This is a genomic window from Kitasatospora sp. NPDC029367, assembly GCF_055569135.1.
Map to the genome: position 1 here is coordinate 114019 of NZ_JBVHYH010000006.1, position 13911 is coordinate 127929.

At 75.1% G+C, this 13911-nt stretch carries 11 protein-coding genes and 1 riboswitch; of the genes, 3 read left to right on the forward strand and 8 right to left on the reverse strand.

The annotated features are described in order from the left end of the window. Positions 1–25: 25 nt before the first annotated feature. The 6 genes from cpt to ACZ4W5_RS06130 form a co-directional block, all read right to left on the reverse strand. The gene (gene cpt, locus ACZ4W5_RS06105) at positions 26–568 is read right to left on the reverse strand and encodes a chloramphenicol phosphotransferase CPT (RefSeq protein ID WP_465653212.1); all 543 of its coding nucleotides are present in this window, start codon (positions 566–568) and stop codon (positions 26–28) included. Between the two features lie 25 nt (positions 569–593). Beyond that, positions 594–1967, reverse strand: coding sequence for a cobyrinate a,c-diamide synthase (locus ACZ4W5_RS06110; RefSeq protein WP_465653214.1), 1374 nt, complete (start codon positions 1965–1967; stop codon positions 594–596). 4 nt (positions 1968–1971) lie between these two features. Continuing rightward, the gene (gene cobO, locus ACZ4W5_RS06115; RefSeq protein WP_465653216.1) at positions 1972–2577 is read right to left on the reverse strand and encodes a cob(I)yrinic acid a,c-diamide adenosyltransferase; all 606 of its coding nucleotides are present in this window, start codon (positions 2575–2577) and stop codon (positions 1972–1974) included. Positions 2578–2583: 6 nt separating this feature from the next. Next, the gene (locus tag ACZ4W5_RS06120; protein ID WP_465653218.1) at positions 2584–4653 is read right to left on the reverse strand and encodes a putative cobaltochelatase; all 2070 of its coding nucleotides are present in this window, start codon (positions 4651–4653) and stop codon (positions 2584–2586) included. Further along, a complete protein-coding gene (locus ACZ4W5_RS06125) occupies positions 4650–6164 on the reverse strand; it encodes a cobyric acid synthase (RefSeq protein WP_465653220.1) in 1515 nt (504 codons plus the stop codon). Before ACZ4W5_RS06125 ends, ACZ4W5_RS06120 begins: the two co-directional genes overlap by 4 nt. A gap of 129 nt (positions 6165–6293) precedes the next feature. After that, positions 6294–7259 carry a cobalamin biosynthesis protein gene (locus tag ACZ4W5_RS06130; protein ID WP_465653222.1) on the reverse strand — a complete coding sequence of 322 codons (966 nt, stop codon included), beginning with the start codon at positions 7257–7259 and terminating at the stop codon, positions 6294–6296. A gap of 99 nt (positions 7260–7358) precedes the next feature. Further along, positions 7359–7487: riboswitch (cobalamin riboswitch) on the reverse strand. Positions 7488–7682: 195 nt separating this feature from the next. On the opposite strand from ACZ4W5_RS06130, the gene ACZ4W5_RS06135 reads away from it, so the two are divergent. From ACZ4W5_RS06135 to ACZ4W5_RS06145, 3 genes are all read left to right on the forward strand, one after another. Next, positions 7683–8375, forward strand: coding sequence for a helix-turn-helix domain-containing protein (locus ACZ4W5_RS06135; protein WP_465653224.1), 693 nt, complete (start codon positions 7683–7685; stop codon positions 8373–8375). 439 nt (positions 8376–8814) lie between these two features. Beyond that, positions 8815–9942: an alpha/beta hydrolase family protein gene (locus ACZ4W5_RS06140; RefSeq protein WP_465653226.1), complete on the forward strand. Its 1128-nt coding sequence runs from the start codon at positions 8815–8817 to the stop codon at positions 9940–9942. 599 nt (positions 9943–10541) lie between these two features. Beyond that, positions 10542–11867, forward strand: a complete 1326-nt coding sequence (locus tag ACZ4W5_RS06145) for a hypothetical protein (RefSeq protein ID WP_360241058.1) — start codon at positions 10542–10544, stop codon at positions 11865–11867. Between the two features lie 98 nt (positions 11868–11965). Here ACZ4W5_RS06145 and ACZ4W5_RS06150 read toward each other — a convergent pair whose 3' ends face one another. Beyond that, positions 11966–12844, reverse strand: a complete 879-nt coding sequence (locus ACZ4W5_RS06150) for a CDP-alcohol phosphatidyltransferase family protein (RefSeq protein ID WP_402490705.1) — start codon at positions 12842–12844, stop codon at positions 11966–11968. Beyond that, positions 12831–13523, reverse strand: coding sequence for a phosphatidylserine decarboxylase (locus tag ACZ4W5_RS06155; protein WP_402490702.1), 693 nt, complete (start codon positions 13521–13523; stop codon positions 12831–12833). The genes ACZ4W5_RS06150 and ACZ4W5_RS06155 overlap by 14 nt, the downstream gene beginning before the upstream one ends. Positions 13524–13911 lie beyond the last annotated feature (388 nt).

Sequence of the window (13911 nt, forward strand, 5' to 3'; positions counted from 1 at the left end):
ACCGCAACGGGTCGCCCGCGCGGGCTCATCCGGCGGCCGTGACGCGGGCGAGCACGGCGTCGGCGCAGTCCGCCACCGAGGTCCGCGAGGTGTCGACCACCAGGTCGTACGACACGCCCTCGTGCACCATCGATGCCTGCGCGGCGGCCATCCCGGCGACCCGGTCGCCGCGCGCGGCCTCGCGGGCCGCGGCCACCGCCGGGTCGCAGCGCACGCCGACCCAGAGCACGTCCAGGCCCTCCAGTGCCGTGCGCCAGCGCTGCTGCGAGGCGGCCCCGCCGAGGAACACCTCGTCCACCAGGACCGGAGCCCCGGCCCGGGCCATCGCCGCCACGCCGACCGACCAGGCGGCGTCCAACCGGGCGAAGACCGGCCCGACGGCCACCGTGCCGTCCCCGTCGGTCAGACCGCCGATGCCCTCCTCGCCGCCGAGCAGCCACGGCGGCAGCGCGTCCACCATGGTGTCCGCGCCGAGGTGCAGCCAGGGCTCCGGCAGCAGCTCCTGGAGGCGCCGGGCGATGCTCGACTTCCCGGAGCTGGAGCCGCCGTTGAGGACGATCACATGCATGCGCGCATCCTAAGGAGGAAAGCCCTCAGGAAGCAGCCGAATTGAACGCCGCCGCGGCCCCCGCGAACGACGCCGCCAGCCCGGGCGCCCCGGCCCAGTGCAGGTGCAGGTAGGAGGCGTGCACGTTCCCGGCAGCGAAGCCCTCGGTGCGCGGCCCGGTCGGCAGGCGCCAGCCCCAGGCGGGGTGCTCGCCGGCGCCCGGTTCGCAGACCGTCCGGTGGAACTCGTGCCCGCGCAGCCGGGTGCCGGCCGGGGCGAGCGGGGAGTCGTGCAGGGCGACGGCCTCCCGGTAGCCGAGGGTGAGCCGTTCGGTCATCCGGGCCTCGGTGTCCAGCACGCCGCACATCGGCAGGCCGTCCAACTCCCGCCCCAGATACAGCAGTCCGGCACACTCGGCGGCGATCGGCCCGCCCGCCGCCGCAAACTCCGCGATGGCCCGCCGCAGTTCGGCGTTCCCGCTCAACTCCCGTACGTACAACTCCGGGAAGCCGCCGCCGATGACCAGCCCGGCGGTGCCCTCCGGCAGTGCGGTGGCGTGCAGCGGGTCGAAGGGGACAACCTCCGCGCCCGCCGCGCCGAGCAGTTCGGCGTTCTCGGCGTACGAGAACGAGAACGCCGCACCGCCGGCCACCGCGATCCGCGGCCGTCCGCCGACCGGCGTCACCTCGACCGAAGCGTCCCACGGCTCGGCATCCAAGTCCGGTGCCGTGCGCGCGAGTTCCAGCACCGCGTCCAGGTCCACCGAAGCCGCCACCAGCTCGCCCATGTCGGCGACGGCCTTCAGCGCCTCCGCCGAGCGCTCCACCGCCGGGATCAGCCCGAGGTGCCGGGACGGCGTGGCCACGGCCGCCGAGCGGCGCAGCGCGCCCAGTACGGGCACGCCGGAGCCCTCCTCCAGGGCCTCGCGCAGCAGCTGCTCGTGCCGGTCGGAGGCGACCCGGTTGAGGATCACCCCGGCGAGCCGCACCTGCGGGTCCCAGGAGGCGAAACCGTGCACCAGCGCGGCCACCGAGCGGGACTGCGAGGAGCCGTCCACCACCAGCACCACGGGGGCCCGCAGCAGCTTGGCGACGTGCGCGGTGGAGGCCAGCTCCCCCCGCCCGGAAGCCCCGTCGAACAGGCCCATGACGCCCTCGACCACTGCGACGTCCGCCCCGGCCGCCCCGTGCAGGAACAGCGGCGCGATCCGTTCCGGCCCGCACATGAAGGCGTCCAGGTTGCGGCCCGGGCGCCCGGCGGCGAGCCCGTGGTAGCCCGGGTCGATGTAGTCGGGGCCGACCTTGTGCGGCGACACCGCCAGCCCGCGCGCGGCGAGCGCCGCGATCAGGCCGGTGGCGACGGTGGTCTTGCCGGCGCCCGAGGAGGGCGCGGCGACGACGAGGCGCGGGACGTTGCTCAAGAGGTCACCACTCGATACCGCGCTGGCCCTTGCGGCCGGCGTCCATCGGGTGCTTGACCTTGGTCATCTCGGTGACCAGGTCGGCGACTTCGGTCAGCGCCTCGGGCGCGTACCGGCCGGTGATGACGACGTGCTGGCTGCCCGGGCGGTCCTTGAGCACCGAGACGACCTCCTCCGGGTCGATCCACCCCCAGTGCATCGGGTAGGTGAACTCGTCCAGCACGTAGAAGCGGTAGGTCTCGGCGGCGAGGTCGCGCTTGACCTGCTCCCAGCCCTCCTTGGCCGCCTCCTCGCTGGTCATCTCCTGCTCGGCGGAGCGCTGGATCCAGGACCAGCCGGAGCCCATCTTGTGCCAGTCGACGGTGCCGCCCTCGCCGGAGGCGCCGAGCACGCGCAGCGCGTTCTCCTCGCCGACCTTCCACTTGGCGGACTTCACGAACTGGAACACCCCGACCGACCAGCCCTGGTTCCAGGCCCGCAGCGCCATGCCGAAGGCGGCCGTGGACTTGCCCTTCCCGGGGCCGGTGTGCACGGCGGTGATCGGCTGGGTACGGCGCTGACGGGTAGTCAGACCGTCGTCGGGAACGCTCTCGGGGACACCCTTGGGCATGTCGGCTCAGGCCGCCTTTCGGATCGAAGTGGTCGAACGGTTCGCGCGGACGAGCGAGGCCACGCCCTCCGCGCGCAGCTCGTCCAGACTGACGGCGCTGCCGCCGAGCAGCCCGGCCAGGGTGCGGGCCAGGCCCAGCCGGACCGGCCCGGACTCGCAGTCCAGCACCACGCTCGCGGTGCCCTGGGCGGCGAACAGGGTGGCCGCCCGCTGGGAGCGGGCGAGCGCGTCCCGCCCGCCGGTGGCCCGGCCGTCGGTCACCACGACCAGCAGCGGGCGCCGGTTCGGGTCGCGCAGCCGCTCGACCCGCAGCACCTCGTGGGCGCGCAGCAGGCCGGCCGCCAGCGGGGTGCGCCCGCCGGTGGGTAGCGTCTCCAGCCGGGCGGCGCCGACCTCCACCGAGGAAGTGGGCGGCAGCGCCAGTTCGGCGTCCGCGCCGCGGAAGGTGATCATGCCGATCTTGTCCCGGCGCTGGTAGGCGTCCATCAGCAGCGACAGCACCGCGCCCTTGACGGCGGTCATCCGCTGCCGGGCGGCCATCGACCCGGAGGCGTCCACCACGAACAGCACCAGGTTGGACTCCCGTCCCTGGCGCACCTGTTCGCGGAAGTCGTCCTTGTGCAGCACCAGCGCCCGGCCGGCCCGCCCGCGCGCCACCTGGTGCGGCGCGGCGGCCTGGAGGGTCGCGGTCAGGTGCAGCCGGCTCAGCGTGCCCTGCGGGCGGCGGGCCCGGACGGTGTGCCCGCCGGTGGTCTCGGCGGGGGAGCGGCGGCCCTGGGCGCCGTGGCCGGTGCCCTGCACGGTGAACAGCCGCGTCCGGTACGGGTCCCCGGCCGCGACCGGGGCCGACTCCCGTGCGGGGGAGGGGTGTTGGGCCGGTACGGGCTGCGGCTCGGGCGCCTCGGCGTCCTCGGGAGCGAACGCCTCCGGAGCGCCGCCGTCGGCCGGCTCGGGCGCACCGCCACCGTCGGGACCGCCGCCCCCCGGGCCACCGTCACCGCCGCCGTCCGGGCCGTCCCCGTCACCCTCCGGCCCGTCGTCCTCCGGCTCCGGCTCCTCCGGCTGGGCGTGCTCCTCCAGGGTGCGGTCCAGCTGCTCCTCGTCCAGCCCGGGGGCGTCGAAGGGGTTGCGCCGGCGCCGGTGCGGCAGGGCCAGCTGGGCGGCCTTGCGGACGTCCTCCTCCAGCACCTCCGTCCGCCCGGCCCAGGCGGCCAGCGCGACCGCGGTGCGGGCCATCACGATGTCCGCGCGCAGCCCGTCCACCTCGAACGCGGCGCACACCGCAGTGATCTGACGCAGCGCCACATCCGTCAGCTCGACCTTCGGGAGCAACTCCCGTGCCGCGGTGATGTGTTCGGCGAGCTCCCGCTCCTCCGCCGCGAACCGCGCCGCGAAACCGGCCGGATCGGCGTCGTAGGCGAGCCGGCGCCGGACCACCTCGGCGCGCTCGGCCGGCTCCCGGGTGGCGGCGATCTCGACGGTCAGGCCGAAGCGGTCGAGCAGCTGCGGCCGCAGCTCGCCCTCCTCCGGGTTCATGGTGCCGACCAGCAGGAACCGCGCCGCGTGCCGCACCGACACGCCCTCGCGCTCGACGTAGGAGCGGCCCATCGCGGCGGCGTCCAGCAGCAGGTCCACCACGTGGTCCTGGAGCAGGTTCACCTCGTCGATGTACAGCACCCCGCGGTGCGCCTTGGCGAGCAGTCCGGGCTCGTACGCCTTGACGCCCTCGGCCAGCGCGCGCTCCAGGTCGAGCGAGCCGACGATCCGGTCCTCGGCCACACCGACCGGCAACTCGACCAGCTGGGACGGCCGTTCGTGACTCCCGACGGCGGCGTGCGGCCCGTCCGGGCACTGCGGGTCCGGCCCGGCCGGGTCGCAGGCGAACCGGCAGCCGTCCACGACGGCGATGGCGGGCAGCAGCCCGGCCAGCGCGCGCACCATGGTCGACTTCGCGGTGCCCTTCTCGCCGCGCACCAGCACGCCGCCCACGGCCGGGGAGACCGCGTTCAGCAGCAGCCCGAGCCGCAGGTCGGCCATCCCGACGATCGCGGTGAACGGATAGCGGACCTCACTCATGCGTCACTCCCAGGTGCTCCGGGCAGGAGGAACGGCAGCGATCCGGCCGCCGGCACCCCGCCCTCGATCAGCTTCCACAGCGCGTCGGTGTCCGCGTGCTCCTCGATCAGGTCGCCCAGCCGGTCCAGCCGGGCCTCGCGCGCCTCGGCGAACGAGGTGTCCGGTGCCGGCACGAACGCCCGCCCCGCCAAGTCGGCGACCTCGCGCAGGAGTTCACGGCGGAAGCCGTCGTTCTCCAGCGCGCCGTGCCAGGTGGTGCCCCAGACCGAGCCGACCCGACAGCCGTCCAGGAAGGGCACACCCCCCTCGACGTCCACCACCCCGTGGTGGATCTCGTACCCCTCGACCCGCTGCCCGTACGCCTCGCCGACCGGCCGCGCCAGCACCTTCTCGACACCGAAGCGCACTCGGGTCGGCAGCAGCCCGAGCCCCTCGACGAGACCCGCCTTCGACTCCACCTCGTCCTCGATCGAGTGCGCCAGCATCTGGTAGCCGCCGCACACCCCGAGCACCGGCCGCCCGGCCGCCGCCCGCGCCCTGAGCGCCGGCTCCAGGCCGCGCTCGCGCAGCCAGGCGAGGTCCGCCACCGTCGCCCGGGTGCCGGGCAGCACCACCAGGTCGGCGTCGGCCAGCTCCTCCGGCCGGGTCGCCCAGCGCACCAGCACGCCCGGCTCCTGGGCCAGCGCGTCCAGGTCGGTGAAGTTCGACAGCCGCGGGAAGCGCACCACGGCGACCCGCAGCACGTCCGCCCCCAGCGGCCCGCGCCCGTCCACCCGGTCCACCACGGTGGACAGGTCCAGCGAGTCCTCGGCGTCCAGCCACAGGCCCGGCAGCATCGGCAGCGTGCCCAGCACCGGACGGCCGGTCAGCTCGTGCAGCATCTCCAGCCCGGGCGCCAGCAGCCGGGCGTCGCCGCGGAACTTGTTGACGAACCAGCCGGCCACGTGCCGCTGGTCCTCCGCCGACAGCAGCGCCAGCGTCCCGTACATCGCCGCGAACACCCCGCCCCGGTCGATGTCCCCGACCACCACCACCGGCAGCGCGGCGGCCGTGGCCAGCCCCATGTTGGCGATGTCCCGGTCCCGCAGGTTGATCTCGGCGGGGGAGCCGGCGCCCTCGCACACCACCACGTCGTAGCGGGCGCGCAGATCGGCCAGACACTCCAGCGCCCGTTCCAGCAGGACGGGCTTGCGCTCCCGGTAGTCCAGCGCGCCCACCTCGGCCACCGGCCTGCCGAGCAGCACTACCTGGCTGCGGCCGTCCGCGCCCGGCTTGAGCAGCACCGGGTTCATCGCCGCCTCCGGCTCCACCCGGGCGGCCTGCGCCTGCATCGCCTGGGCACGGCCGATCTCGGCGCCGTCGGCGGTGACGAAGGAGTTCAGCGACATGTTCTGCGCCTTGAACGGGGCCACCCGCACACCCTGCCGGGCCAGCCAACGGCAGATCCCGGCCGTCACCACGCTCTTGCCCGCGTCCGAGGTCGTCCCCGCGACCAACAGTGCGTTGCTCATGCGCCCGCCTCGCTACGCTCGGCAGGCGCTTCGCACAACGCGCACCTTCCGATGATGAACTCGCTGCGCTCGCTCATTCGCCCGCCCCGCACAACGCGCACCCTCCGATGATGAACTCGCTGCGCTCGCTCATGCCCCACCCTTCTTCCTCATCAGCATCCGCAGCAGGACGTGCCCCGCGACCGTCGTACCCAGCGCCAGCGCGCCCACCCGCCGGGACAGCGTGCAGGCCCGCTCGATGTCGTCCACCGTCACCGGCCGCAACTCCGCACCCAGGACCGGCCGGTGCTCCACCCGCTCCCCGTACTGCAACGTCCCGCCCAGCCGGACCCCGACCGCCCCCGCGAAGGCCGACTCGGCCTGGCCCGCGTTCGGGCTCGGGTGCGCGGAACCGTCCCGGCGCCAGACCCGCCAGGCGGTCCGGGGCTCGGGCGCGGCGGCCACCGTCAGCAGGGCCGTCAGCCGGGCACCCGGCCAGCCCGCCACGTCGTCCAGCCGGGCCGAGGCCCAACCGAAGCGGGCGTAGCGGGGCGAGCGATGGCCCACCATGGCGTCCAGGGTGTTCACCGCACGGAAGGCCAACAGCCCCGGCGTACCGGCCAAAGCGCCCCAGACCAGCGCGTTCACCACGGCATCCGCCGTGTTCTCCGCCACCGACTCGACCACCGCCCGGGCGATCTGCTGCCCGTCCAGCGCACTCGGATCCCGCCCGCACAGGTGCGGCAGCCGCTCCCGGGCCGCCGTCAGATCGCCGACGGCCAGCGAGCGTCCGATGGTGCGGGCCTCCCGGGTCAGCGAGGTGCCACCGAGCACCGTCCAGGTCGCCCCCGCCGCTAACGCGGCCCGGCCCAGCGGACGGCGCCCGACCGTACGGTCCAGAGCGAGCGCGCCGGCCGCCACCGCACCCACGCACACCGCGGTGTACCCGGCACCGGCCGCCCGGCCGTCGCGCCACAGCCGCCGCTCCAGCCGCCCCGCGGCCGTGCCGAACAGGGCGACGGGGTGCCCGCGGCGCGGGTCGGCGTACCGGGCGTCGGCGGCGTAGCCCGCGAGCGCGCCCAGGCCGAAGGCGGCGGCCCGGGTCAGCGGGCGCACAACAACGAAAGGCTGGGAATCCAACCGGGCGGGGCAGCCTGCATCGCGTGGGTGTCCTCACTCAGGGTCCGCGCCCTGGATCGACGTACCGGGGGCGAGAGTCTCCTGGCTTCCGGGTCCGACGCACCCCCGGGCCTTCCAGCGGCCCCTGACGGGCCGCCGTGGCACTTTCCGAGCGTGCTCCCCGGTGACAGTGGCGGGACCGCGCCGGACTCGCACCGGCTTCCTCTCCATGCCTCCGTTTGGCCCCAGGATCCCATCACGCGCCCGAACCGGGAGTCAACCGAGGTCACGGAGGGGTTGGTCACACGACACGCCCGCCCCCGCCCTGTGCGATCGCCCAGCCCCACGACGGGCCCGGCGCCCCCGCTTCGTGCGTTCGGCGGCTGGGGCCGCGCCGCGAGCCACGCCTACGGTTCGGCCATGCGCCGCAGAAAGCCCCCCGCCGCCGCCCCCACCCCGGTGCCGTTCTCACCGGAGGCCGCCCGGGCCCACCGAACCGGCCTAGGGCTGACCCCCGAGCAGGTCGCCGAGGGCATGGCCGCACACGGCGTCCGACTGCTCCCCGGCCACGTCCTCGCCTGGGAGGACGGCGTGCTGCGCCCCGGCGAGACCGAGTTCATCGCCCTCGCCCGCGCCCTCTGGTGCCCGGCCGCCGCCCTGATGCCCGGCCCCCCGGTCACCCTGCGCGACCACCGCCTCGCCCGGGAACTCCCCCCGGAGACCGTCGCCGAACGGGTCGGCATCCCCCTCCCCACCTACCGCCAGGCCGAACTGACCGGCCACTGGGACGGCGACCCCGACCAGACCCACGCCCTCGCCCAGGTCCTCGGTCTGCGCCTCACCGAACTGATCGAAGCCACCGGCCGCCGCGAGGCCCTCGACACCCTGCTCCGCCAATGCGTGGCCGGCCGCTGGCAACCCCACCTCCGCCCGATCGCCCACCTCGTCCCCGTCCCCGAACCCGACCTCGCCGCCGTCCTCCCCGTCCTCCACCAGGAACACCACATCCCCTCCCACTGGGGCACCACCACCCACCCCACCACCCCCACCCCACCCCTCACCCCCCGCTTCTGGCACCTCCTCAGCACCCACCACCCCACCATCCCCGTCTGACCACACCACCCCACAAACACCAACCCCCCCACACACACGCCACCCCCCACCCCCACCCCCACCCACCTACCCGCACTCACCCACCCACCCCCACCACCCCCCTCCCCCCACCCGACCCAGGCGAGAGGGACGCGCTGCGGGAGGGGGCGGTGGAGGGGGTGGGTGCGGAAGGGGGCGTGACGGGTGATTTTCAGACCGCCAACGGCGCCCAGCACCCCTCGATGAGGGTCGGCGGTCTGAAAATCATCCAGCCCCCGGAGCGCCCACCCCCGGAACCGCCCCCGGACCAACCCACCCTCCCGAGAGCCCACCCCCCAACCAAAGCCCCGCGCAGCGGCCCCCGGCCCCCAGACGGCCCAGCCCAGTGGCCGCCCCGCCAGGCCCCTTGTGGACTGGTCCTCGAACACCGTCCAGGTCCGTGAACAGAGCGGGGATCGATATGCGTTGGAGAACCGCAGCCGTCGTGGCGGCCGCCACCGGAGCCGCCGCCGGGGCCGCCGTCCTGGTCGTCGGCCGTCGGGCTTCCGAGCGGATGGTCCGTCCGGGTGCGGGCCCAACCGCCGGCGGCCAGGGTTCGGGGCCGGTGCTGGTGCAGAGCCTGGCGGCGGGGCGGGTGACGTTCAGCCGGCGCCCGGAGAGCCTGCGGCCCGGCCGCTGGGCGGTGGAGTGGGCGGACGGCGGGCATGCCGTGGTGGAGGAGGTCCTGCACAGTGACGCGCAGGGCGTCACCCGGCGCCTGGTCCGGGCGGACCGGGGCACGCTGACGCCCGGCACGGAGGTCCGTTTCACTCCGCGCGTGTACCTGGGCGATCCGACCTCGGCGCTCGGCCTGGCCTTCACCGACACCGTGGCCGAGGGCGAGCTGGGCCCGCTGCCGGTCTGGCTGCTCGGCGGCAAGCGCGGCACCTGGGTGATCCTGGTCCACGGCCCGGAGGCGGACCGCGGGCAGACCCTTTCGGTGCTGCCGGCCCTGCACCGTCTGGGGCTGCCGGCGCTGGTGGTCACCTACCGCGGCGACGAGGGCGCCCCGGCCTCCCCGGACGGCTACAGCCACTTCGGCGAGACGGAGTGGCGGGACGTCGAGTCGGCGATGCGGCTGGCCCTGGACCACGGCGCGGGCCGGGTGATCCTGTACGGCTGGTCGGTGGGTGCGACGACGGTGCTGCAGACGGCGGCGCGGTCGGCCTGGGCGCACGCGATCAGCGGGATCGTGCTGGACTCGCCGGTCCTGGACCTGCCCGCGGCCGCCCGCCGGGACGCCGCCCGGGCGGGCTTCACCGGGGTCTCCGCCGAGCTCGGCGCGCTGGCCGCGCAGGGCCGTACGGGCGTCGACCTGGCGGACTTCTCCCGCTTGGCGGAGGGTGCGGACCTGCGGGTCCCGACCCTGGTGCTGCACAGCCCGGACGACACGATCGCACCGATCGGCACGGTGGAGCGCCTGGCCGCGGCCCGCCACGACGTGGTCAACCTCCAGCGCTTCCCGGGCGCCGAGCACGCGGCCCTCTGGAACTCGGCACCGGACCACTACACCGAGCTCCTCCGCCGCTGGCTGACCCCACTGCTCTGACCCCAGCCCCGCCCCGCCCTCAGGGGCAAACCTTGCTCCCGAACCCCCTCAGCAGATCCCCCCTCCCCCTCCCCCTCCCCTCACCCCCACTGCACCGGAAGTCGACCCCGCCGACTTCCGGTGCAGCACTGCCCCCCACCGGCACATGCCACCTGGCCGGATCACAGCCCTCCGCTTCCACCGCACCCCGCCCCTCCCGCACGCCCGCAGAACCACCCACCGCCCCCACCCCCACACGCAGCGTGACCACCCAACCGGCCAGGGCAACGCCCCACCACCCCCCTGGCATGACCCCGCCACACGTTTCCGGCCAGGCGGTTTGCCTCTGTTGCCCGATCTTGCGGAGGTGCCGCCCCCGGTCGAGCGGTCGTACGGGCAACCGGATGTGACAGAAGGCCGGTACAAGGGGAAGACTGCTCGACGTGACGTCTCGGAACCCGCGCGACCGTGATGCCCCGCTCCCGCCGACGATCGGTACCGGTGCGACGGTGACCCGTCTCCCCGGTACGGCCCAACGGCCCTCCGGCGGCAGGCCGGGCGGGGCCGCCGTACCCCGACGCCGTGGTCCCGCCCCGGCCCCCGGCCGGGGCCGGGTTCCGGTGCCGGAGGGCTTCCCCGCGCCGGCCGAGCTGGCCCCGCTGGCCCGTCGGATGCTGGTGGACGCCGTCCGGATCGCCCGCTGGGCCGGGGAGCTGGCGGAGGTCGACAAGCGCGGCGAGCTGCTCCCGGACGACGCCCGTGAGGCCGGCCGGGCGCTGGCCATGACGGTCGGCGCGGCGGCCAAGGCCTGGGGCCAGGCCCTGCTGGTGGGCCTGGTGGAGGCCCGGGACGGCGGAGCGGGCCCCGGCTGGCGCCTGCACGCCTGGGAGCACGACGACGAGGCCGTGGTGCGCGGCTGGTCCGGGCTGTTCGACGCCTGGACGCTGCTCGCCCCGGTGCCGCCCGCCGCGCTGCGCGGGGTGTTCGCCGTCCTGGCCGGCCAGGCCGTGGACCAGGCCCCGCAGTTGCTGTCCTTCCTGCACCTGGTGGACGGCCCGGTGGCCGAGAGCGAGCTGCTGGAGCTGCTGCGCCGCGGCCTGGACGAGCGCCGGGTCGGGGCCGGGCTGGGCAATCCGGGCCTGTCGCCGGTGCCGCACGCCGCCTCGGCGGTGTCCGCGGTCCGCGGCACCTGCCGGGCGCCGCAGATCGACACCCCGGCCGCGCCCTCCGACGTGGCCGCGGTGCTGGACTGGATGCTGGACGGCCTGACGGCGGTCGGCGCCGTGGTGCGCCGCGACGACGCCGCCGAGCTGTCCCCGCTGGGCCACTGGGCGGTGCGGGCGAAGCTGGAGGAGATCTGCACCGTCGCCCAGACCGCGGCCGGGCACATCGAGCAGAGCGCCTTCGAGCTGCTGAACGCCTGCGCGGACTACTCGCCGGGCCCGGCCCGGGCGGAGTTCCGCGCCTGGGTGGCGGCCCGCCCGGCGGACCGCGCGGTGGCCGAGCTGCTGGACGCGGCCCAGGGCGACGACGCGCTGGTGCGCGGCCTGGCCTTCGAGGCGCTGAGGGTGGCGGGCGGTCCGGCCGAGCAGGCGGTGCGGGCGGCGGTGGACGAGCCGGTGCTGCGCCCGTACGCGCTGCTCTGGCTGGCCGAGCGGTCCGACGAGGGGGTCGCCCCGGCGGACGTGCTGGGCGCCGAGGACGCGGCCTGGCTGTGGGTGGACACGGCGGCGGCGGTGCTGGACCACGGTGAGACGGAGCTGCTGGTGGGGCACGTCGAGGGCGCCTCGGCGGGTGACCCGGTGCGGCTGTTCGCCCGGGCCCGGCAGTCCGGGCACCCCCGGGCGGCCTCGGTGCTGACGGCGGTCTCCGGCGTGCACCCGGACCCGGGCGTGGCCCGGGCGGCCCGCCGCTCGGCGTTCAGCGTCCACACCGGCGGGGCGTGACCCTCCCAGCAAGGACCGCAGACCCCCCAGAAGCAACGCGAAGGGCCCGGAACCTGATGGTTCCGGGCCCTCCGTACGTCACTACGTCACGCGGCGGTTCAGCCGAGCCGCGACTCCGCCCGCCGGGCGCGGACGTCGCCGACCTTCTGCCCGACCTTGCGCCGGATGACCAGCAGCGGCGCCATCGCGGCGAGCGTGATCTGGGCGAAGGCGCCGATGTGCATCAGGGTGTCGCCCCCGGGCAGCCCGGTCGCCCAGGCGGCCAGGCAGCCGATCGCCACGACGACCCAGCAGAGCGTGGCGGTGGCCAGCAGCCCCTGCGGCTTGGGGTACTCGATCCGGCTGACCATGAGGTACGCGGCGCCGAAGATGGCGAGCAGACCGGGCAGGAACGGCGGGTCGAGCAGCACGATGGCGATGACCGTCATCGCGCCCATCGGGCAGGGCATGCCCTGGAACACCCCGGGCCGCATCTTGACGGCCGAGAAGCGGGCCAGCCGCAGGACCACCGCGAGCAGCACGGTCAGCGCGATCAGCGCCGAGAGCTTGGTGTTGGAGCCCTGGGAGACCATGCCCCAGACGGCGACGAAGTAGGCCGGCGCGATGCCGAAGCTGATCAGGTCGGCCAGGTTGTCGAGTTCCGCTCCGAGGGCGGAGGAGCGGAGCTTCCGCGCCACCAGGCCGTCGAAGAGGTCGCACATCGAGCCGATCAGCAGCAGTGTCACCGCGGTGGCGGCGCTGTGCCGGTCCGGAGCGGCGTCCGGGTTGGTGATGTGCGGGACGAGGACCCCGGTGGTGATCGAGTAGATCGCCAGGAAGCCGCAGACGGCGTTCCCCAGGGTCAGGAAGTCGGCGGTGGACAGGTGCTGCGGGGAACGCGGGGCGCGCAGCTCACGGTCGCGCGCCCAGCGGCGACGGCGCAGGGCCGTCTCCTCGTCGTCCAGGCCGACGATTGTTTCAGGATCAGTCACGGTCAAGGCGCGTCACCCCGGCTGTGGTCTTCTGGCCGACCTCGACGCCGACCTCGACGCCGGCCGGCAGGTAGGTGTCGACCCGGGAGCCGAACCGGATCAGGCCGATCCGGTCGCCCTGCTCGACCTTGGTTCCGGCGGTCACGTACGGCACGATGCGACGGGCCACGGCCCCCGCGATCTGCACCATCTCGATGTCGCCGAGCTCGGTCTCGAAGTGCCAGACGACCCGCTCGTTCTGGTCGCTGTCCTTGTTGAAGGCCGGCACGAAGCCGCCCGCGACGTGCTCGACCGACGTCACCGTGCCCGGCAGGGGCGCCCGGTTGACGTGGACGTTGAGCGGGCTCATGAAGATCGCGACCCGGGTGCGGCCGTCCGGCCAGGCGTCGATGCTCTGGACCACGCCGTCGGCGGGGGAGATGACTCTGCCGGTGCCGATCTCACGCTCGGGGTCGCGGAAGAACCACAGCATGCCCGCGCCGAGCGCGCAGGCCGGTACCGCGGCCAGGGCCCACTTGCCGTTGCGCCGGGTGAGGGCGGTGGTCACGGCGGCCGTGGCGAGGGTGGGGACGAACCAGGGGGTGGCTCCGCGCGCGATGGTCACGCGGGGTCGCCGACCGGCCGTCGGGGCTGCGAGGGCATCGCGGTCCGTGACGGAGGTGTGAGGGGACGGGCTGATGGGCATCGAAGACCTTTGTCGCGGGGGATCATGGCCGCTGGACGGGGGCCACCGCGGGATCGGTAATAGAGGGACGGCTTGCTGTCCCGGTGGATGCTATCGGGAGCACACGGTGGGTGGGCAACCCGCCTGCTCGTTCATGTGTCCGGTGGGAGCGCGTGCGCGCGTCCCACCTCTACGACCGTAGCTCGCCCCGGTCCGGTTCCCAAGGGACCGGACACGGCTGGTGACACTTGTCTCAGCAGGGGTGCGGTCGGAACCCGGTGGGGGACACGGGCCGCACCGGGTGGAAGAAGGTGTACGGAAGCGGGGGGGGGGGGGGGGGGGGGGGGGGGGGGGGGGGGGGGGGGGGAGGGGGGGGGGGGGGGGGGGGGAGGGGGGGGGGGGGGCGGGA